16 protein-coding genes and 1 riboswitch are annotated in these 20,358 nt (G+C 33.8%); of the genes, 6 read left to right on the top strand and 10 right to left on the bottom strand.

Annotated features, from left to right (window positions below):
• Positions 1–32: 32 nt before the first annotated feature.
• The 5 genes from ACHRVX_RS04635 to ACHRVX_RS04615 all read right to left on the bottom strand — a co-directional run bounded on the left by ACHRVX_RS04635 (position 33) and on the right by ACHRVX_RS04615 (position 7,775).
• Positions 33–1,019 (bottom strand): redoxin domain-containing protein, encoded by a 987-nt coding sequence (locus ACHRVX_RS04635; RefSeq protein WP_395329698.1) that lies wholly within the window; start codon positions 1,017–1,019, stop codon positions 33–35.
• Positions 1,020–1,303: 284 nt separating this feature from the next.
• Positions 1,304–1,403: riboswitch (SAM riboswitch) on the bottom strand.
• Positions 1,404–2,869: 1,466 nt separating this feature from the next.
• Complete coding sequence (locus ACHRVX_RS04630; RefSeq protein ID WP_395329696.1) at positions 2,870–4,285, bottom strand: TolC family protein; 1,416 nt, start codon at positions 4,283–4,285, stop codon at positions 2,870–2,872.
• Positions 4,266–5,618 carry an HlyD family secretion protein gene (locus tag ACHRVX_RS04625; RefSeq protein WP_395329694.1) on the bottom strand — a complete coding sequence of 451 codons (1,353 nt, stop codon included), beginning with the start codon at positions 5,616–5,618 and terminating at the stop codon, positions 4,266–4,268. The genes ACHRVX_RS04630 and ACHRVX_RS04625 overlap by 20 nt, the downstream gene beginning before the upstream one ends.
• Before the next feature lie 2 nt (positions 5,619–5,620).
• Positions 5,621–7,276 carry a peptidase domain-containing ABC transporter gene (locus ACHRVX_RS04620; RefSeq protein ID WP_395329692.1) on the bottom strand — a complete coding sequence of 552 codons (1,656 nt, stop codon included), beginning with the start codon at positions 7,274–7,276 and terminating at the stop codon, positions 5,621–5,623.
• A gap of 94 nt (positions 7,277–7,370) precedes the next feature.
• Positions 7,371–7,775 (bottom strand): hypothetical protein, encoded by a 405-nt coding sequence (locus ACHRVX_RS04615; RefSeq protein ID WP_395329690.1) that lies wholly within the window; start codon positions 7,773–7,775, stop codon positions 7,371–7,373.
• Between the two features lie 662 nt (positions 7,776–8,437).
• Here ACHRVX_RS04615 and ACHRVX_RS04610 point away from each other — a divergent pair.
• Both ACHRVX_RS04610 and ACHRVX_RS04605 read left to right on the top strand, forming a co-directional pair.
• Positions 8,438–9,001 carry a Crp/Fnr family transcriptional regulator gene (locus ACHRVX_RS04610; RefSeq protein WP_395329688.1) on the top strand — a complete coding sequence of 188 codons (564 nt, stop codon included), beginning with the start codon at positions 8,438–8,440 and terminating at the stop codon, positions 8,999–9,001.
• A gap of 171 nt (positions 9,002–9,172) precedes the next feature.
• The gene (locus tag ACHRVX_RS04605) at positions 9,173–9,562 is read left to right on the top strand and encodes a RidA family protein (protein WP_395330283.1); all 390 of its coding nucleotides are present in this window, start codon (positions 9,173–9,175) and stop codon (positions 9,560–9,562) included.
• Positions 9,563–9,836: 274 nt separating this feature from the next.
• On the opposite strand, the gene ACHRVX_RS04600 is transcribed toward ACHRVX_RS04605, so the two are convergent.
• Both ACHRVX_RS04600 and ACHRVX_RS04595 read right to left on the bottom strand, forming a co-directional pair.
• Positions 9,837–10,421 (bottom strand): Crp/Fnr family transcriptional regulator, encoded by a 585-nt coding sequence (locus ACHRVX_RS04600; protein ID WP_395329686.1) that lies wholly within the window; start codon positions 10,419–10,421, stop codon positions 9,837–9,839.
• Between the two features lie 72 nt (positions 10,422–10,493).
• Positions 10,494–10,877, bottom strand: coding sequence for a hypothetical protein (locus ACHRVX_RS04595; RefSeq protein ID WP_395329684.1), 384 nt, complete (start codon positions 10,875–10,877; stop codon positions 10,494–10,496).
• A gap of 870 nt (positions 10,878–11,747) precedes the next feature.
• Between ACHRVX_RS04595 and ACHRVX_RS04590 the strand changes: the two genes are divergently transcribed.
• On the top strand, positions 11,748–12,095 hold the full coding sequence (locus tag ACHRVX_RS04590; RefSeq protein WP_395329682.1) for a hypothetical protein: 348 nt from the start codon (positions 11,748–11,750) through the stop codon (positions 12,093–12,095).
• An 18-nt stretch (positions 12,096–12,113) separates the two neighbouring features.
• On the opposite strand, the gene ACHRVX_RS04585 is transcribed toward ACHRVX_RS04590, so the two are convergent.
• From ACHRVX_RS04585 to ACHRVX_RS04575, 3 genes are all read right to left on the bottom strand, one after another.
• Complete coding sequence (locus tag ACHRVX_RS04585) at positions 12,114–13,643, bottom strand: glycosyl hydrolase family 32 (protein ID WP_395329680.1); 1,530 nt, start codon at positions 13,641–13,643, stop codon at positions 12,114–12,116.
• Between the two features lie 96 nt (positions 13,644–13,739).
• A complete protein-coding gene (locus tag ACHRVX_RS04580; protein WP_395329678.1) occupies positions 13,740–15,920 on the bottom strand; it encodes an HAD-IIB family hydrolase in 2,181 nt (726 codons plus the stop codon).
• Positions 15,921–16,210: 290 nt separating this feature from the next.
• A complete protein-coding gene (locus ACHRVX_RS04575; protein ID WP_395329676.1) occupies positions 16,211–16,990 on the bottom strand; it encodes a polysaccharide deacetylase family protein in 780 nt (259 codons plus the stop codon).
• 326 nt (positions 16,991–17,316) lie between these two features.
• Here ACHRVX_RS04575 and ACHRVX_RS04570 point away from each other — a divergent pair, with 326 nt between their 5' ends.
• The 3 genes from ACHRVX_RS04570 (at position 17,317) to ACHRVX_RS04560 (ending at position 20,345) form a co-directional block, all read left to right on the top strand.
• Complete coding sequence (locus ACHRVX_RS04570) at positions 17,317–18,186, top strand: helix-turn-helix transcriptional regulator (protein WP_395329674.1); 870 nt, start codon at positions 17,317–17,319, stop codon at positions 18,184–18,186.
• A 765-nt stretch (positions 18,187–18,951) separates the two neighbouring features.
• A complete protein-coding gene (locus ACHRVX_RS04565; RefSeq protein WP_395329672.1) occupies positions 18,952–19,521 on the top strand; it encodes a Pvc16 family protein in 570 nt (189 codons plus the stop codon).
• The gene (locus ACHRVX_RS04560; RefSeq protein ID WP_395329670.1) at positions 19,518–20,345 is read left to right on the top strand and encodes a hypothetical protein; all 828 of its coding nucleotides are present in this window, start codon (positions 19,518–19,520) and stop codon (positions 20,343–20,345) included. The genes ACHRVX_RS04565 and ACHRVX_RS04560 overlap by 4 nt, the downstream gene beginning before the upstream one ends.
• The last annotated feature ends 13 nt before the right edge of the window (positions 20,346–20,358 follow it).

Below are 20,358 nucleotides of genomic sequence, written 5' to 3'. Positions count from 1 at the left end.
GAAATGACAAACAAGCGTGGAATTACCAAAATCTAACTCCTGTTCAAAAGTGTTTTAAGCGTAGCCTGAAGTTCTTCACCACGAAGATTTTTCGCTACGATAACTCCTTTTGAATCTACCAGATAATTGGAGGGAATTGCTCTTACTCCGTATAATTTTGCGATTTCGCTATTCCAGAAAAGTAAGTCCGAAACTTGCAGCCAGTTTAAATTGTCGTCCTGAATTCCTTTCACCCAGTTTTCTTTCTTTTTATCTAAAGAAACTCCAAAAACGTTGAAACCTCTATCATGATACTCCTTGTAAGCAGCAACGATATTTGGGTTTTCTCTTCTGCATGGTCCACACCATGAAGCCCAGAAATCAACCAAAGTATAGCCGTTTAGATTTTCAGAAAATCGGATATCTTTTCCTTCAGGATTTTTAGAAACGAAATCAGGTGCTTTTTTACCAATTTGTAATCCGTTTAGAACCTTCACTAATTCCTTTAATTCTTTTACATATGTTGAATTTTGCTGACTTTTATCGAGAAGTGCAATGTTTTGTGTAATCTGATCCGGAGTCAATCTGTACGACCAGTTTCTGTATAATACATATGCCGAAACCAGAGAGCCAGGATGTTCTGTTATAAATTTACTTATATCAACGTTCTCCGTTTTTTGATAAATATTGAATAAATCCTGAGAAACAGAACCTTCAATAACCGAAGTACTATAATATTTGACCGGACTTAATTGTACTGTAATTGGTGCTTTTTCCAGAAAAATATACAACGGACTATTGGCTGTATTAACACTTAATCCGTACAATTCCGGAAGTTTTACTTTGGTTTTGAAACCAAACTTTCCATCCACTACTTTTACCGAATCTATTGTGGTAAACATCTTGTTATGAAACTTTTGCAGATATACATATTTTACAATTGTATCTGTTACAGTTCCTTTTAACTGAACATTTGAATCTTGACCCTGTATTGCTGATACAGAAAAACAAAGGGCTAGAAATACTATTATTTTTTTCATTATATGGAGTTAAAGTTGAATTTTGTCAAATTTTATGTAGTTCTTTTTAAACGGACATACGAATTCCCCTGACCAATTAAATGGCCTATATCTAAATGTTGAAGAGTAGGAAAAAGGATTATAAAAATTAGCGGCTACGCATTCGGAAAACTAAGACTTCATTTTCTGATAAAGGCAATTGTAACTGATTGTAAAAGGCGTTTAAATTGAATCGTTTAATTTTCATTTTAATAATAAAAAAGGTTTTAACATAATGACCTTATTCAGATTTACCAAGGAAATCTTTCTTATCTGTCCGCCTTAGCGGAAGGATTTAGCACCTTATTGGGCAACAGGTTGCTAAGACGTCACAGGGCCTAATCCCTCAGTCTTTCTGGATAAGTTCACGCAGAAATATTCTGCTGATGCAAATATATATAAATTCTATGTAATTAATATAGTTTTAAAGGATGTTTTTTAAAATAGTTAAAATAAAGGAATCGGCATGATTACAATCGTCCTGGAAATCAAGTTAATATCAACGAGGTAATGCGTAAAGTAAATACCAAGTTTGTCATTTCGAGGAACGGGGAATCTCATCAAGTAGCTCGCCAAAGATTTGGATTACGTTGTGTGCCGGGGATTAATCCCAATGTCATGAGGTTAAGCTTTGTTTGAAAATTATGAGTAATTAGACCAAGATTTGAAATGTGCCGTTAGGCACTAAATATTGGTAGTTAATATAGATTAGAAATACGTTGGCGTGCCGTAGGTACGCAACAAATGATAACTATTGCGTACCTACGGCACGCTATATTTATTCCATTTCATATGAACTACCAATATTTAGTGCCCAACGGCACAAATAGTAAGTTTTAAAATCTTGATTATCATGAAATAATATGATTGTCAATTTTATGCTGTTTCACACATATAAAATCAAAATCTTAAATCTTTTTTATCCTTTTTTCTTAACTTAATGATATTGGATTTTAATCCATCATACGCAAACAAAATCAACAAATATTGTGGCTACGTTGTGTCCAAGGGATTAATGCCAATGTCATTAAGTTATGCTTTGTTTGATAATTATGAGTAATGCAAACCAAAATTTGAAATGTGCCGTTAGGCACTAAATATTGGTAATTAATATAGATTAGAAATACGTTGGCGTGCCGTAGGTACGCAACAAATGATAACTATTGCTTACCTACGGCACGCTATATTTATTCCATTTCATATGAACTACAATATTTAGTGCCTAACGGCACAAATAGTAAGTTTTTAAATAGTGATTGTCATGAAATAATATGATTTTCGATTTTATGCCGTTTCACACATATAAAATCAAAAATATTAAATCTTTTTTTTCCTTTTTTCTTAACTTAATGACATTGGATTAATGCATCGTACGCAAACAAAATCAACAAATATTGTGGCTACGTTGTGTCCAAGGGATTAAGGCCAATAGCTATCAGAACCTGGCTACAAAATAAAAAATTCCTCCGGATTCTCAAAAGAGTTCCAGAGGAACGAAACATATTGTAGAGATGGATTTTAATCCATCATAAGCAAACAAAATCAACAAATATTGTGACTACGTTGTGTCAAATGCATTAATCCCGATAGCTACCAGAACCTGGCTAGAAAATAAAAAAAATCCTCCGGATTCTCAAAAGAGTTCCGAAGGAACGAAACATATTGTAGGGCTGGACTTCAGTCCAGTCTAATAGCAAGAAATTCCGCAAGTATTGTCGTTAATCTTTGTAGAATTACTAGTGTGATTTCTCCTCTGTCGAAATGAAAAAGTTTGCGGTTCCATTTGTGTTCAAAGGATTTTATTTAATCATAATAGAAAATCCACAAATTATTTAATCCGGATTTGCCAGTATTTTATACAATTCGGCATTTGAAATATAAAATTGATTTTCAATACCTATTTGCGATAATTTAGCGCTTACCAAATTATTCTCTCTGGAATTAATCAAAAATATTGAACTTTCACCAAACGAAAACAGTTTTTCCTCAGAGCTTAACATTACAACATAATCCTTTACAAGATTGTCGATAACCATTTTTTGTCTTTTTAGAGAGGCAATTTCGGTTTGTTGCGCTTTTATTTTATTTTTAAGTTCCAGTCTTTGCTGATCGATATCAAATTTTAAATCCTGCATTTTTAGTTTCGCGATTTTCAGATTTCCACGTTCTTTTCTTAGGAAAATCGGAATGCTGAAATCGATATTAAACTTATAATCATCAGCATTAAAAGAATCAAAATAAACAGGTTCAGAGATATAATTATACCCTACGTTTACCTTCGGAAGCAGTAAATTAGCCTTCAGCTGTCTGTTGATTTCCAGCATCGATAATTTAGTTTCCAATGCCTGAATTTTAGGATGCGCTTCTAAGCTTTCAACATTGACCATCATGGCAGATGTTTTTAATGTCTCTTCCAGGGTCTGAATTAAGTTTTGTTCGGGCTTTACATTGTCTGCCAGTTCAACGGGAACATTTTCTATCCATAAATAATTCGAAATGGCAAGTTTGGCTTTTGCCAGTTTCAGGTTTCCGTTTTCTACATTTAATTCCCTGTTTCTAACTGTAATTCTTGCTTCAACACTATCGATTGCAGGAGAATCACCATATTCAATTAGTTTTTTCACGCCTGCAAAACGAGTACTGGCAAAGCCCAGATAACTTTTATAAAGTTCGGCTTCATTAAAGCTTCTTCTCCATTCAAAATAAGCTTCGCTTGCTTTATACAAAACCTCAATCGCTTTTAGTTTTCGTTGCGCATCACTCAGTTTTATCTGGAGTTTTCCTTCTCTTACATCTGCCATTCTCTGGTTGATAAACAAACCCTGCCCTAAGGCAACACTTATTCCCAGTGACGTTAATCCCGCATCCGGCGTTCGGTTTTGCGGATTGTAATATTGACCGTCTGTATCGTCGAAACCAGCTTTTATTTCAATACCATACCAGGTTGGGATTTTGAAACTGCTGTTTAATAACGAATAATATTCGGTTCCTTTAAACTCTTTTTTATTGTAATCTACTTCAATTTTCGGATCAAATCCTCCACGTGCCACCATAAGCATTGCCTGAGCATTACTTACTTCAAGATTGGCTTGTTTGACCAGCGGATGGTATTTTTTGACATATCCTAAAAATTCGCTGTAGCTTAACTCCTCTTTATTAAAATCCTGACTGTATGATTTAGAAAAGCCAATAAGAAATAAAAAAGAGCACAATATGATATACCTTATGTTACTTTTTATCTTTTCCATTTGTTGCTTTATCATCTGAATTATAATAATTGGGTGGAAATCCGTTCAGGTTACGCCATATTTCATAACCTACAGAAACCGTTTCGAGCAAGGCAATACTTTGCGCACCGGCACCTATGCTTAATTCTTTTGGCCATTTGTCTTCTTTATTATCCGGTGCAATCAGAATTCTGTATTTGCCGTTTGCACTTATAAAATTTTCTATTGCCACTACCCTGCCGCCAAAAGTTCCGTAGGATAATCCAGGCCATCCTGAGAATACGATTCTTGGCCAGCCATCAAACCAGACACGCACTTTTGCACCACGATGCACTAACGGAAGATCAATAGGTTCTACATACGTTTCAACTGCAATATCATAACTTTGCGGCATGATACTTACCACCGGAGTTCCTTCCTTAATTGTTTCACCAAGACCCGCCAGTAAAGCACGATTGACATAACCGCTTTGTGGCGCTGTGATGTAATATAAACCATTTCTCAATTTATAATTTACATACTGATTTTGTAGTTTATTTACCTGTGCTTCAGTATCATATTGCGTACTTAATGCGGTAAATTTATCACTTCTGGATTTCGAAATTTTCTCTGCATATTCCGCTGTAATGCGATTGATTTCCACTCTCGCATTTATCAATTCGTTTTTACTGCTTAAAAGCTTATTTTGCTGTGTAATAATATAAGCTTCAGACTCTTGCAGTTTTAGTCGCTTTTGCTCCACGTCGGTCATTGGCTTTAAGCCTTCTTTATTAAGAGCGGTTGAACGATTGAACTGAGTTGTAGCGATTCGTAATTGTGTTTTTACCGCTTCAAGATCCATACTGTCACTTTTAATTTTTAAATGGGCCTGTTTGATCTTGTTTTGTGCCTGCTGTAATTTTAATTCTCTTTCAGTATTAAGCGATTGCGCCTGCACATTAAGTGAATTTACTTTATCGCCATACGATTCTACCGCCATTTTTTTAGCATCGACCTGATCTTTGGTATTTCCTACCAGATTGGGATCTAAATAATCTTCTTTAGTTTCAGAGATAAAAAGAATCGTATCGCCTTTTTTTACAAAGTCACCTTCTTTTACAAACCATTTTTCAATTCGTCCCGCAATGGTATTATGTACGGTTTGAGGTCTTTGATCTGGTTTTAAAGTGGTAACAGAACCGCTTCCTGAAATATTTTGCGTCCACGGAAGAAACAAACAGCCAATTAAAAAAATCAAAAATCCAATGATGATTTTATTCAGGATTTTGTAGTGAGGTCTTCGGGCTACGCTCGTTATTGATGCGTATTTGCCCGGCGTTATTAGTATATTATTATCTTTAGATATATTGAGCATAATTAAATCTTAATGTCGTTAATAATTTTTCCGTCATCGATCGTGATCATACGGTTGCATTTGTTTTTCCAGATATCATTCTTAGAAGTTACAATCACCGTCCAGTCATTTTGATCAGAAAGTAAAAAATCAATTATTTTACCCGAAGTCATTTCGTCCATTCTATCAACAGGATCTTCGAGAAACAATATATTAGGTTTGTGAACAATGCTTCGGGCAAGCAATATTTTTTGTACATCAGAAGCCGAAAGTTCGCTTCCGCCGGGATGAACCTGATTTTCAAGTCCGTTAGGGAACGTCTTGATATACGGCGTAAGGCAAACATTATCCAGCGCCCATTTCAGGTCATCATTATTAATATCACTATTGCCAAACTGTACATTTTCTCTAATTGTTCCGGCAAAAAGCGTATCACCCTGCATAAATGTTCCCGCTTGCGCTCTGTAAGTATCTTCGTCGAGTCGGTTCATGTAATTATCCGTAACGTACATGGCACCACTTTCGGGTTCAAGCAAACCTGAAAGCAAGCGCAATAAGGTACTTTTTCCGGCTCCGTTTGTTCCCTGAACCAGTATTTTTTCGCCTTGAGCGATTTTCAGGTTGATGTTTTTAAGCGATTTTTTATTGTATCCCGGATAATTATAGGCAATACTTTCGGTTTCGATATTTATTCCGGTTTCGGTAATTGCCGATGTTTTCGGAATACAGGAAATCTCCATATCGGTAACCTGCCCTATTTTTTCTACCGATGTCAGCACATCATAAAAAGATTCTAGTCCGAAGATGATTTTTTCTACTGAATTAATCAGCAATACAATCACAATTTCTGCTGCCACAAACTGCCCAATGTTCATTTGATGATGAATTACCAGAAAACCACCAATTGACAATAAGGCAGCCGTAACAAGAATTTTAAAAATCGTAAGCTGGATGTATTGCTTTTTCATTACCTGAAAATGCTTTTCACGATAATTAATGTATTCGCTTACATAACCGTCATTTCGTTCTAATGCATATTCAAAAGCTCCTTTTTTACGGAAACTCTCGCGATTACGGGCAATTTCCTGAAGCCAGGCTGCTACCTTATATTTAAACTTTGATTCGTTAAGGCTTGTTTCAAGTCCGTCTCTATACGAAAATTTAAAAATTATGTATAAAATCACGATAAACAAAAGCCCGATTACGGTGAAAAAGGAATGGTATAAAACCAATAATATAATCCCCAGACCCACTTGCAGAAAAGCGGTACAAAAGTCCAGCAAAAGTTTTGCCGTGCCTTTTTGAACCATTAAGGTATCAAAAAATCGGTTGGCTTTTTCGGGCGCATATTCAGAATACATTTCTTTAAATTTAATTAAAGGCATTCTGTAAGCAAACTCAAATGACGATCTGACAAAAATTCGCTGTTGCAGATTTTCTACAATACGAAGCTGCAAAATGATCAGAACTCCTCCAAAACCAACACCAATAGTAACCAGAAATACAAGTACTATCCAGGAAACACTAAGTTGCCCGCTTTGAATAAAATTAATAATCGCCTGAATTCCTAAAGGCAGGGAAAGATTTACTAAACCGGCAAAAGCGGCATAAAATATAATTTGATATACATCGCGCTTATCGAGCGCAAGTAAATTATAAAAGCGTTTTAATGGTGTCATGAAGATATAAATACAAGATTATTACATAAATAGTAGATACGGTAAAAACCATATACAGGATTTTAGAATTTCTTCTAAATCAAAAAAATAATATTTATATAATAATTTGCGGAGGTCGCAAGTGAATTTTACCATGAAAACCAAACGAAAATATAGGATTTTCGATGTAATTTCTTTTTTGGGCTTCAATTTCAAAATACAATCCTGCCAGCGAAGTATCTACAGGAATTAAATAATCTAACAAAAGCGTTCCTTTTGCCTGTTTTGTTGCTTTGGTATCTTTAGCTTCATAATCGTCGATCTCTTCAGGAACGGCGTTACATTTAAATATTTTTTTAAGAAAATTACAAGTAAGTCCCGTAACCGAATGTATATCAGCATTATCATAAATGATTCTGACAAAACTATTGGATACATTCAAACTGCTGATTAAAAAGTACCCAATTAACAACACCTGAAGGCATTTGCTAAAAAGACTATTTTTAATTGTGTTCAACATTACTAAAAAAATAAAAAGTTACGACATTACCTAAAATCATAATCTGTAGTAGATTAGTGTGATTTTTGAAGTAATTTGTTTAAATAAAAATTATTAGCGCGCAATGTAAATCTAAATTTTCGCCGCTACATTAAAATAACATTAGAATTTAAACCGACCTAATTAATATACTAAATATCAAATACTTACATAAATAACATAACACCATTTTTCAAGTGTTTTTTCATTTTTTTATCTATTTATAAAAAAAAAGAGACAATTATGATGTCATAATTTTTGAAATTAATGCGCTAAATAAGAATCATTTTAATTTTACTTTTTTTTATAAAAATGAGAGATCACGAATAAGTGTTGTGGAAAAAATAAAAGATATTAGTAATGAATTCAAGTTGCTGGTTTAGCAGATACAGGGTGATTTTTTAACGCAAAGGGCGCAAATTTTTTTATAGTACAGTGAGTTGACAAAACAAAGTTCACAAAACTTTGTTGACCCGGTTTTGTGAACTCTGTATTTATATCGATCATCATTGGTAAAAAATCTTAACAGACAAGAACTTTTTTCCAAATTAAATTGCAATTGAAAAGATATTTAAACAGAAAAAGGCAATCTATACGGATTGTCTTTTTTAGGTTATAAAAATTTCAATAACTTTGAACCCAATATGCAGGCAAATCTTAGAGAACATATCGAAAAAATAATTCCGTTAACGGATGAAGAATTTGCATTTATATGCACTCATTTTTCGACTAAAAAATTTAAGAAACACCAATTTATTATTCAGAAAGGTGATCCTGTAAAACATTGTTATTTTGTTATTTCAGGACTTTTAAAATTGGTTTACACCGATGATTCGGCTAAAGAACATATTGTTTCTTTTGCTATGGAAGATTGGTGGGAAAGTGATTATTATTCTTTTTTCACTCAAACCGAAGCCACAATGTCGTTAGAATGTCTGGAAGATACTGAGGTGCTTTGTTTTTCGCTTGACGATTATAAAAAAATGTGTGACGGACTCCAAAAAATGGAACGCTTTTTTCTGGAGAAAGCAAACTTCGGCTTTCTGGGATCGCAGCGCCGCATTATTTCCTGGCTGACTTCAAACTCAAAAGAACGTTACGAACAACTTTTAAAACAATCTCCATCACTAATTCAGCGCGTTCCTAAAAGTCTTATCGCTTCGTATTTAGGGATTTCACGCGAAACTTTAAGCAGATTATCTTCCTGATGTGACATATCTCACTTTAAATTCGTGAGAAATATCAAGACCTTATTCCACTTGTAATTCACAATTTTGCAGTACAAATTTTAAACTGTTATTGTGAAAAAATCAGCACAACTTTTAGTATTACTAATATTATCGATGCCAGTTTTGGCACAAACTAAAAAAGCGAAACAAATGGAAAAAAGAGCAATTAATCCCTGGGAATGGCAAAATCAGCGCAGTTACGTTCAGGCTGTCGAAGTAAAAAATCCGGAAGGAACACTTTATGTTTCAGGTCAAACGGCTATAAATGCTGACGGAATTTCAAGTAATGAAAACATGGAATCGCAAATAAAACTGGCGCTTAAAAATCTGGAACAAGTAATTACCGAAGCCGGATATGAACCTGAAGGAATTGTACGACTGAATATTTACACCACAAATACTGAGGAACTTTGGCCTCATTTTAATCTTATTCAGGATTGGGTTGCAAAACACGGCATCAAACAAGCCACTACTTTACTGGAAGTCAAAAGTCTTTTTGAAACCCTAAAAGTAGAATTAGAAGCTACAGTTGTAAAATAATCCGAGGTAAAATCAATATTGATATTGGTATTTAAATTGAAATTGCTACTGATTTGCAAAGTGTACTTTTCAATTGCCTCCAGCTTTAGCCGGAGTTTATATAAAATCAATCTGAATGGCTTTAGCCAAAATGTTTAATTTGGCTAAAGCCAACTTATCGTGCATATTAAAGACCTCCAGCTAAAGCTGGAGGCTCTTAAAAAACTTAAATTAATGACATTGCCCGAAGTCTCGGATGAAACCTGTCGGGTTTTATGCCATAAATAAATCACACTTACTTATTTTCAATCGCTCTTTTTTTGATAATACTCAAAAATACGGGCGTAATTCCTAAATACGACGCAATATGTTTTTGCGAAATTCGGTTGTGCAACATAGGATATTGTTTGTTGAAAAGTGCGTAACGAATTTCGGCAGATGTCGAAAGTGCGAGTGTTAATCTGTTTTGGTATAAAGCGAATCCGTTTTGAAACAGAATTCTAAAAAAACGTTCTAGTTTTGGAATCTGAGTATAGAGCTGTTCCAGATCTTTGAGATCAATATAAATTACTTCGCTATTTTCGAGCGCATCAATGGAATACGTTGCGGGCGATCCTAAAGAAAAACTAATAATATCTGAAGCCCACCAATTTTCGGGGCAAAATAAAATATTGGTTTCTTCGCCATTTTTATGATTCTGATACATGCGCAAACAGCCTTTATTCACAAAATAAATGTTTCTGCAAGGATTTCCTGCCGTTAAAAGCGCTTCGTTTTTAGAAATCATCTTAAAATGAAGTTTTGATTGTAACTGCGCTTCTTCGGCTAATTCTAACTGAATGTGTTTTGCTATATTTTGGAAAAAAAGTCCGTACATCATATTATTTTATAATGCTAATGTAAGGACTCTTTTGCTTGATTTGAAGGAAATCAAATGTTTTTGAAGCATTTATTATTTCAGTTTTTCTAACGGATAATCGTCTGCCAGTTTAAAAAAACTAACCAAACGCGTAATCTCAAAATTAGCATTGAATTCAAAATAATCATAACCCGTATTGGTTTGTCCGTCATATTGTACTTCCCAGGTATATTTGCCAAATGTGTGGTGAAATTCCGGTTTCTCCTGTACTTTGAATTTTCTGTTTGGAATAATATCGAGTGACTTTTGTGCAAAATTTGCTATACCGTCTACTCCAATAATATCCTCAGAATATGGATCAATATAAACGGCGTTTGCTGCCCAGCATTTCCCAAATTCTCTTTTGTATGCTTCCAGATTATTTTCGTTCCATGCCGAAACATATTGTCCAATCATTTTTTCTACTGATGTTATCATGACTTTTAATTTTTAAGTTCATGCAAACTTACAGGAGGAATTTCAGTAAAAAGTTTAACTAGTTTAACAGAGAAATTCTTTTTTATTCTAAGAAGGGATCTTGTTGGCAGGAAAATTTATCCACAGATTAAATACTAAAAAAAGTTTGCCACAAATTCCACAAATTTTCACTAATTAAATTATGGCGCACGGATTTTACGGTTTGAACTGGTTTGCACGGATTTTATTCTCATTATTGTCATCCTGACAAAGGATCGTAATAATAATTCGATAAAGATTGACAAACTAATTTGCTGAGTTTCTTGTGCGATCCTTCATTCCTCAGGATGACAACGGGCAACCAAGCGAAGGGAATAGATGACACAATTTCTCGAATTTTCACAAATTATGGCGCACTGGTTTTACGGGTTCAACTGGTTTGCACGGATTTTATTCTCATTATTGTCATCCTGACAAAGGATCACAATAATAATTTCGATAAAGATTGACAAACTACTTTGCGGAGTTTCTTGTGCGATCCCTCATTCCTCAGGATGACAAAATCAGCAGAAAAGTCGGGTAATAATTACGCCGCCAAAAAAAAACAGTGTAAACCAGTTTAACCCGCACAATCCGTGGGCAATAATTTAATTCTTCCTAATTCATGCATCTAAGATAATTACCAGGAGTAGCAAAAAAAAATCCGTTTAAACCAGTTGAACCCGCATAATCCGTGGGCAGAAAAAATAAAATTATTTATTTCACAACCAAAAGTATTTCAACCAGTTACAAACCCAACCATCAAAAATTAATATTTATTTCGAAAATTCTAATCTTTTTTAAAACTCAAAAGTAAGTTTTATCGTAATTGTCTAAAACGATAGTCTTGTAATGAGATTGGATTCAATTCACTGTAACGTTTTTGGAAAAACATTGAATTTTTTCTTATTCCTGATTATCGTTCTTTTTATTCAATTTTTAAGCAGATTAAGTGTGGACAATATAAATGTACAGAGGTTAAATAAAACTTTGGCTTACCTCAAAAGCAAACAGCGCGAACTAAAAAGACAAATTGATACTGACACCCGAAGTCTTGAATCGATGATAAAATATCTTAAAAAAGATATGCTGGAGCAATTTACACTTCATCATTACGACATTTACATTAAGAATGAAATCAATAATACCGAAACTTTTATACAAAGTGTTCAAAGCATTATTGATTCTAATTCTCAATAATTTCAATTTTTATATCGCTTAATTCCCTACCGGATCCTTCATTTGAGTTATTTTATTGTATTCCTCAAGACCTTTAGTAGGATCTGCGGTTGCATATTCATTCTCCGGTTCCGGAATTACGTGAATTTTTGAATCGCTTAACGCAACGATCGCAGAACAAACATACACCCCTATTTTACCTTCGCTGTATTTGAAATCCAGCAATGTCAATTTGACAACTTCATTGATCGAAAGCTCATAATAATTACCGTATCGAATAATCTTAAAATAAATCTCTTTGTTATCTACAATTTCAAACTGATTGGTCTGGATATTTTCGAAAACAAAATTATTCTTTACGTCTTTTTCATTAAATCCCCACGCTCTGAACTGAACAAAGCCGTTAACAAAATCAATCGAAATATAATAAGCAGTTCCCTGCTCATCACATTCGATTACGAAACCTGTTTTTCCCATTCCTTCAACAGCCAGAGTTCCCTCCCATACAAAATTTTCTGATGGTTTGTCAAAACAATACACTTCGTAACCGCTTCTACAGCCAATTCGCCATTTATTTTCATTCTCTAACTCAAAATTTGCAGATGGATTTCCTAAAATCGGAACCGGAATTGGTAAGTTTTTTTGATGGATTGTTCTTTGATACAATGTTCTCCAATGGTGATATGTTTTTAATAGCAATCTTCCGTTACTGTCAACATCCAATTGTTTTGGCGGCGGAATTACGCGAAGTGTATTGACATTTCCTCCCACAAAATAAAAATTATAGATCAAATAATACTCGCCTTCTTTCACAATTCTGGCGGCATAATTACCTTGTGGCATCAATACATTATTATGAAAAGCATGATATTCTCCTTTAAAATCAGGTGAAAACCAATAACGTACTTTTATATCTTCGCGAATTGAACCCAGTAAATAATGCATTCCTTTTATCTCAACAACGCAGGGACATTCAATATCATCATAAACATACGCAACGTGTAATGGTTTTTGAAGTACAAATCCATTCTCGCCTCTTTTTGCTACGCCAATACAACCCCTTCTATAGGTTGGACCAACGGCACTTCTGGCGCAAATAAGCAAATAATCTTCTCCTTCAAATTCATATTTATAAGGATCTCTAAAACTGAGCCATTCCCGCGGGTTATTATCTCTGCTTTCATAATACGGAGCATTACTTTTTAGCGGTAAACCATATTGATTGTCTTTTGTCCAATGCAATAAATCTGGAGAAACTGCGCGTCCTATTTTTTGCGTCAATCCTTTATCCTTGCGTTTTAAACCTGTATAATACATTTCGTAACCTTCGCCTGCAGAGTTTTTACTTACGTGCATGGTCCATAACATATCATCGTCCCATTCACCTGGATCGCCCACAAACAAAGCATTTTTGACTCTCTTCCATGAAAGTCCGTCTTTTGAAACTGCATGAGCAATGTAATCGTGATTGGGAATTATCAAATGAAATAAATGATGGACTCCGTTTTCGTCAATAAATACATCAACGTCGCCAATTTCCCAATTACTAAATCCTGAACCTGAATACATATTCTATATTTTTATGATTTAATTTGTTGTAATTTTTCTAACACAAAGTCCTGATAGCTATCGGGACTATGTGTTAAAAATTAACCTCAACAATATTTACTTAATTATCTTATAATGTTTTAATCCTTCTAAAATACCTGACGATGCTGAACTTTTAGCGACATAAATACTTTTTGTAGTTTCATATTCAGCTAATTCTACACTTCGGTTTCCTACGATGATTCCTTTAATCGCGCCTCGAAACATATCGATATCATTTCCTGAATCGCCCGCAGCAATCACATTCGTTAACGGAATCGACCATTTACGGCATAAAAATTTAATGGCATTTCCTTTTGATGCCCTTTTAGGAATAAAATCCAGAAATTCGCCATGACTTGGGATAATATTTATTTTGTACCATCCTGTACCTAATGCCGCTATTAATTGATCATAATCGTAGTTTTCTTTCTCATAATAATAAGATATTTTATAAGGGTTTTGCGCTTCATCTTCCTGCATACGCATCCACGGAATCGCTTTTAATCTATTAACAACATCGTCTCTCTTCCAGCGTCCGGCAAGAAATTTTGCCCAGCCTTTGTCCAGAATATAATCTTTACCGTTTGTATAATAAATTTCGGTTCCTACAGAGCAAATAATAAAATCCGGAATAGGAAATTGCTCTTCTTCAATAACTTTTTTAACCAGCGCTAAATTTCGTCCTGACGCTAATGCAAAAGCCATTTTATCGGTTCTGTTGTTCAAATGTTCTTTTAATTCCAGTAATCCCGGATTGTTAAGCTTTGGTTCAATCAAAGTTCCGTCAATATCCGAAACAAATAAATGCTCGACTTTACGTTTCAATCGCTCGATATTAATATTAGGATAATGCTGTTTTTTGAATCCTGAACCTGATGATGACGATAAGTTTTCATTTACCAATTCAACATATTGATTCACGTGGCTTAACCAACTGTAATGTTTTTGGATATTAATAGCTCCGTTATTAGAGTAGTATTTCCATTGACTTTCATTAGTTAAGATATTTCTTAAAGATTTTTTAATTTCATTTTCATCCAACGGATCTACCAATTCTCCGTTTTGACAAGTTGGAATAATTTCTGATGGTCCGCCATTTTTTGTCACCACAACAGGTAATCCTGAACTCGCAGATTCAATTACGGTTAAACCGAAGTTTTCATGTAAAGCAAGATTCACAAAAACACCGCGTTTTTCGGCAGCATAACGGTAAATAATCGAAACCTCGTTTTCAACGTCATGTTTCTTCGGAATTGCCATTTTTCCGTATAAATCATATTTGTCCATTAACAATAAAAGATCCGTCAGAACATCTTTTTCAGATTCCGGCATTTGCGAAATGTCTTTCCTGATTCCGGCAAAAATAACCAGATTGGCAATACTTTGCAATTCCTTGTCTTTACCATAAACTTCAATCAAAGTATGAAGATTTTTATGGCGGTCAGGTCTTGAAAGCGCTAAAATAAAAGGTTTGTGCGGATTGATTAAAAACTTCGAAATGGTTTCGGCAACCCAATACTTGCGTTGCTCCTCTTCCATTTGTTTTTCTCCATCTTGTTCTCTGTGGTAATACGGAACAAATTTGCTGGTATCAATTCCGGGAGAAATGGCATGGTATTTTCCTAAACCAAAATTTAAGTATGGTTTGTAAGTTTCAATTTCCTGCTCTGTCGAAGTAACAATAAATTCAGATAATTCTAATGTTTTTTCCTCAGCCGCAATTCTTTGTGCAAACTTGAATTTTTTTTCTATTTCGTCTTCATTTTCACCGCTTTCAAGCAGTTTTTTCTTTTTATGAAAACCCAGAGAATGCCCGGTATGTGCAAACGGAATATTTAATATTGTCGATAATTCACTTGCCACATATCCCGCATCGCCGTAATGTGAGTGAATCCAGTTGGGGAAAATATCATGAAGTTTGATATGTTGGACAATTCCGTTTACAAAAGTGTCCAATCCGTCCCATAATTGTTCTTTTGGCTTGTACTTTTTCCCTAAAAAGGGAATTCGCCTTATATCTAATTTTTCATTAATGATTTCGACAGGAACTGCATATTCCGGCGAAAGTTTTGGATCATCAATTAATCTGGTAAATATATGAACGTGTTCTACATCTGGATGTTGTGATAAAAACTCAGCGAGTTCATATACATATTTAGTTTGTCCGCCATTATCAGCATCTCTACCAATCTCTAAACCTGAACCTTTTAAGAGTCCATGAATGTTGATTAATGAAATTCGTAATTTTGTCATCATTGTACTTTATTTGTTAGAATTTTTAAGGTACGAAAAATCGACGAATTTGACCCAAACTCACAAAAAAAATAACAGGATTCTTAACATTTGATAACACTTATGTAAGAATCATAGTGTTGACAAGTTGGGTTTGATTTTAAAAAATAAAAATTGCATGAAAAATTTCGCCCCAGTTTAAAAACATCAAAAATTGATTTTAAACCTGTGCAAATCCGTTCAATTCGTAAAATCCGTGGGCAATAATTTATTCGTGAAAATTTGTGCTAAAAAAACAGCTGCATCAAATTTTTTTATTCTTCCGGCAGTAATTCATCTAAATCAGACAATTTATAGAATTTAAGATCATTCAGTTTCATGTATTTACAAATAAATTCTAACGTTTCAATTTTGGTCTGATAGTTTTCGGTGACATTTTTAACGGGTTTATGACCGCATAAGAGCAGGATTTTATTGTGTTTTTTGGCATAATCCAATAATTCCAATACATACGGAATACTAAAATGAATGTGGCTGTTGTCGATATCAAAAGCAAATACAATTTTTGAATTATTAAAAAAGCTATCTTGTTTTTCAGGTGCTTCACCGCCAAAAGCTCTTCCGCGTATAATTTTATAATCATTGGATAATGCTTTGTCCAGTGCGTCAGATCTTTCTCCGTACGGATAAGCAAATGAAGTCACATTAAAATTATGCCTTTTCATGGAAACAATCATGGGATCAATTTCCTGTTTCATATAAGCGTCGATTCCGTGTTGCTTGACAAATTTTACAGCATTGTAATGATGATAGCCGTGCGCCGCAATTTCATGTCCTTCTTTTTCCATTTCATGCAATTTCCTGATTTGTGGAGCACCAATAGAATCTATTCTGCAAACATTAAAGGTCGCTTTCCATCCGTATTTTTTCAAAGCCTGATCTGCTTCGTACCATTCATCGACATACGCATCATCAAAAGATAAAAGAACGCCTGCCTTATAGGGTTTTGATACCGGTTTTTTGTTTTTGGTTTCACAGGAAATAAAAGTCAGGACGATTAAAAACAGTACTATTCGGGTAAAAATTATCTTCATGAAGTTGCTGGTGTATTAGTTCTTTTTTATTTCGATGATATTGAACTTACAATTCAAAATATAGAATTATTTGATTTTAAAGATACATATTTCTTAATTACAAAATTTCATTTTTTGAATGTCTTATATTATTTTATATCTCATCAGAAAACTGTTTCAACCGTAAAATTTTGGATATAATCTCAAAAAATAATCTGACCTGAAAAATGGATTTCATGACAATAAATATCGGCTTTGTAACATATTTTTTTTTTCCTAATCAATAGATATTTACTTTTAAAACAGATTAAAAAACAAATAACCAGGCAATAAATTCTCCCCAAAAAATGCTTGAAAAAAAAACAATATTAATAGGATGTGATGATACTATGGTTTTAACCAAAGTACTAAATATCTTGTCCATAATGTCAGATTTTACTTTTTCTACCGTTTCTGTTTCACGGGCAATTGACCTGAATGACACCGCAAAATCATTAAATCCTGACCTGATTATTTTATGTTTTACCAGAAATCAATCCATAATTAATGATCCAAATTTTAATTCCGGTACAAAAGACATTCCTATCTTATGTTTGACAAAAAGTTATGAATGCGAATCTTCGTGCTGGTCAAAAAACTGTATTGTTTTTACATATCCTTACCATCATATCGATAATACCGATTTTTTAATTTACAGGATTCAATCTATTATTCTGCTCAAAAAAACAGAAACAAAAACCAAACCTATTTCCTCTTTTGCAGCGGCAGCATTTCAAAGATCAGACAACGATACTACCCGCGAATTAAGCCATTATGTAATGGAACTTGACCAGAAAATTGAGGTATTACGCAAAGTAAAAGAACGTATTTCATATCTATATCCCAACGTAGATAATTCGACCCGAATTGAATTAATGTCGATTGTAAATTCTATAAAAAACGTGGCCAACGACACAAAACTCTGGGATGATTTCAAAATTTATTTTGAGCAGTCGAATCCCAATTTTCTTTTGGCTCTGGCCAAAAAACATCCTTCGCTAAGTTCCAAAGATTTAAAATATTGCTGTTATATTAAAATGAATATGAGCAATAACGACATTACAAATCTTCTGGGAATTAATCAGGAAAGCGTACGAACTCACAAGTATCGCCTTAAAAAGAAATTAACACTTGAAAAAGAACAAGATATAATTTCGTATTTACGAACTGTTTCCTGAAATTATTTGCAAAATTTCCTTTGCTTTTTGCCCACGGATGATACGGACTAAACGGGTTTTCACCGATTTAAAAATTTATTTGAATCATTAAAAACCAATTTTTGTCGATTTCGATTGTGTATGATTGATCCCATTCTTTTGCCCACGGATGATACGGATTAAACGGGTTTTCACCGATTAAAAAATTATTTGAATTATTAAAAATTGTTACAACCAATTTTTGCCGATTTTGATTGTCTATGATGGATTAATCCCATAAAAACAACATAACCAATCTTTGCCGATTTTGATTGTCTATCATGGATTAAAATCCATCTCTACAATATGTTTCGTTCCTCCGGAACTCTATATAAAATTCCGGAGGAATAAATTATTTTGTAGCCAGGTCCCGATAGCTATCGGGATTAATCCCTGGTACACAACGTATCACAACGTATCACAACGTATTTAACGCATACCAATGTATCACAACGCATCCCAACACAACCAAATTATTATCGATTTTGATTGTCTATGATGGATTAATTCCGAGGCTTGGGAACATCGTACAATATATTTCGCTAACAAAATAATAGACAAAACATATTTTGTCTACAAATAAAAAATTTGTCTACAGTTTGTCTATAAAATCTGTAAAAAAACATTTATTATGTACACGAAAAGTACATTGTCTGTTTTTCGTACAAATCTAATAATCAAGTACTTTTACCAGTAGAGACAGACACTCTATTTCACTATCTTACAATCCGTTTAAGAGTTACAACCATGATAAATTCATCACTTAAATTTACGAGTAAATTGCTTAATCAGTTTTTAAAAAACCGATTTACGATCACAGAGGACAAAACTGCTGTAAATTATATTGTTGATGTCAACGGATCATTTCCTAAAGTAAATATGAACAAGGTCGTTTTATCTGTAATTAATATCGAGAAAGAAACCAACCAGCCTTTTTATATTCGGAATCAAAAATTAGAAAACGGAAATTATTCTAATTTTAACCCTACAGAAAGATACAATGTCGATTTGCTGATCAGCTGTAACTTTGATGATTACAGCGAATCATTACAATTTCTGGATGCGGTGATTCATTTTTTTCAGATCAATAATTATCTCGATTCCGCTTCCTCCTCCTCTATTCCTAATGGACTTAGCAGACTTGAATTTGAATATGAAAAAATTTCTTACCATCAAATGCACAGTTTATGGACGGCAATGGGAGCAAAATACCAACCGTCGATTATGTACAAAATGAAACTGATGAAAGTGCAGTCTCATGAAACCACAGACATTATTCCGGCAGTTACCAATACAAATAATAACGTAGGAATATGATACAGAGTAACTTCATAAAGATGTTTGGCGTCGCGGTTTATCATACTTTTTATGATAACAACAAATGCAATTGCCTGAATTTTACTCCTAGTGCTAAAACGTTGAAAGTATTGGATAAATTCGGATTTAAAATCAACCTTGTTACTAATGGTTTTGAATTATTTTCGAACACAAAATCATCGGTTTCAAATCTCTTAGATTATATCTTAAAAACCACACAACAGGATTATTTTGAATTTGATATCAATTGTAGTAATCCTAATTTTATTTTGTTTACGGAATTGCCAATTAACTGGCTGGGCGAAATTAATTATTCAAGCGAGGATCCAAAAAACCAAATTAATAAAGATTCCATTATTCTCAACCAAACATTAGAGACAAAACCAATGTCTCCGTATTTTGGGAATCTTAAAATATATTTTGACGATATCAAAAAAACCACAAATCCATTACTTTTCGAAATAAACTTTACCGCAAGAGCCACGCAATGGCAATACTATTTTATCAATAAAAATAATGTTCAGTTGAACGAGCCTTCGATAACTGAAAAGGAAAACATACAATTTGACGGGCCTCAAAAAATGACGCTTCAAACAGGCGAACAGGCATTACTTTTTACGTCAGGTGCAAACAATATTGTACTCAGCGAAAAACCAAAATATAAATTTGACTTAGTTAGCAAAACCACTTCAAATTCATCCTTACCAACCCATTCAAAAGGAAAAATCATCTTTAAAGGATTGCCCGTTCCTGATGTTTCGAGAATTGGTATTATCGAAAATCAAAACCATCAAGTGACATCACCTATGTATATCTATCTATAAAAAAACTATTAAA

The organism is Flavobacterium sp. FlaQc-47 (assembly GCF_044006475.1).
In the GTDB taxonomy this organism is placed as follows: domain Bacteria; phylum Bacteroidota; class Bacteroidia; order Flavobacteriales; family Flavobacteriaceae; genus Flavobacterium.
This window is presented reverse-complemented; position numbering and strand designations above follow the sequence as displayed.

What these genes read in the sequence shown, in the direction of transcription:
- ACHRVX_RS04635 (WP_395329698.1), bottom strand. Translation starts at nt 1,019, where the DNA reads ATGAAAAAAATAATAGTATTTCTAGCCCTTTGTTTTTCTGTATCAGCA.
- ACHRVX_RS04630 (WP_395329696.1), bottom strand. Translation starts at nt 4,285, where the DNA reads ATGGAAAAGATAAAAAGTAACATAAGGTATATCATATTGTGCTCTTTT.
- ACHRVX_RS04625 (WP_395329694.1), bottom strand. Translation starts at nt 5,618, where the DNA reads ATGCTCAATATATCTAAAGATAATAATATACTAATAACGCCGGGCAAA.
- ACHRVX_RS04620 (WP_395329692.1), bottom strand. Translation starts at nt 7,276, where the DNA reads ATGACACCATTAAAACGCTTTTATAATTTACTTGCGCTCGATAAGCGC.
- ACHRVX_RS04615 (WP_395329690.1), bottom strand. Translation starts at nt 7,775, where the DNA reads ATGTTGAACACAATTAAAAATAGTCTTTTTAGCAAATGCCTTCAGGTG.
- ACHRVX_RS04610 (WP_395329688.1), top strand. Translation starts at nt 8,438, where the DNA reads ATGCAGGCAAATCTTAGAGAACATATCGAAAAAATAATTCCGTTAACG.
- ACHRVX_RS04605 (WP_395330283.1), top strand. Translation starts at nt 9,173, where the DNA reads ATGGAAAAAAGAGCAATTAATCCCTGGGAATGGCAAAATCAGCGCAGT.
- ACHRVX_RS04600 (WP_395329686.1), bottom strand. Translation starts at nt 10,421, where the DNA reads ATGATGTACGGACTTTTTTTCCAAAATATAGCAAAACACATTCAGTTA.
- ACHRVX_RS04595 (WP_395329684.1), bottom strand. Translation starts at nt 10,877, where the DNA reads ATGATAACATCAGTAGAAAAAATGATTGGACAATATGTTTCGGCATGG.
- ACHRVX_RS04590 (WP_395329682.1), top strand. Translation starts at nt 11,748, where the DNA reads ATGAGATTGGATTCAATTCACTGTAACGTTTTTGGAAAAACATTGAAT.
- ACHRVX_RS04585 (WP_395329680.1), bottom strand. Translation starts at nt 13,643, where the DNA reads ATGTATTCAGGTTCAGGATTTAGTAATTGGGAAATTGGCGACGTTGAT.
- ACHRVX_RS04580 (WP_395329678.1), bottom strand. Translation starts at nt 15,920, where the DNA reads ATGATGACAAAATTACGAATTTCATTAATCAACATTCATGGACTCTTA.
- ACHRVX_RS04575 (WP_395329676.1), bottom strand. Translation starts at nt 16,990, where the DNA reads ATGAAGATAATTTTTACCCGAATAGTACTGTTTTTAATCGTCCTGACT.
- ACHRVX_RS04570 (WP_395329674.1), top strand. Translation starts at nt 17,317, where the DNA reads ATGCTTGAAAAAAAAACAATATTAATAGGATGTGATGATACTATGGTT.
- ACHRVX_RS04565 (WP_395329672.1), top strand. Translation starts at nt 18,952, where the DNA reads ATGATAAATTCATCACTTAAATTTACGAGTAAATTGCTTAATCAGTTT.
- ACHRVX_RS04560 (WP_395329670.1), top strand. Translation starts at nt 19,518, where the DNA reads ATGATACAGAGTAACTTCATAAAGATGTTTGGCGTCGCGGTTTATCAT.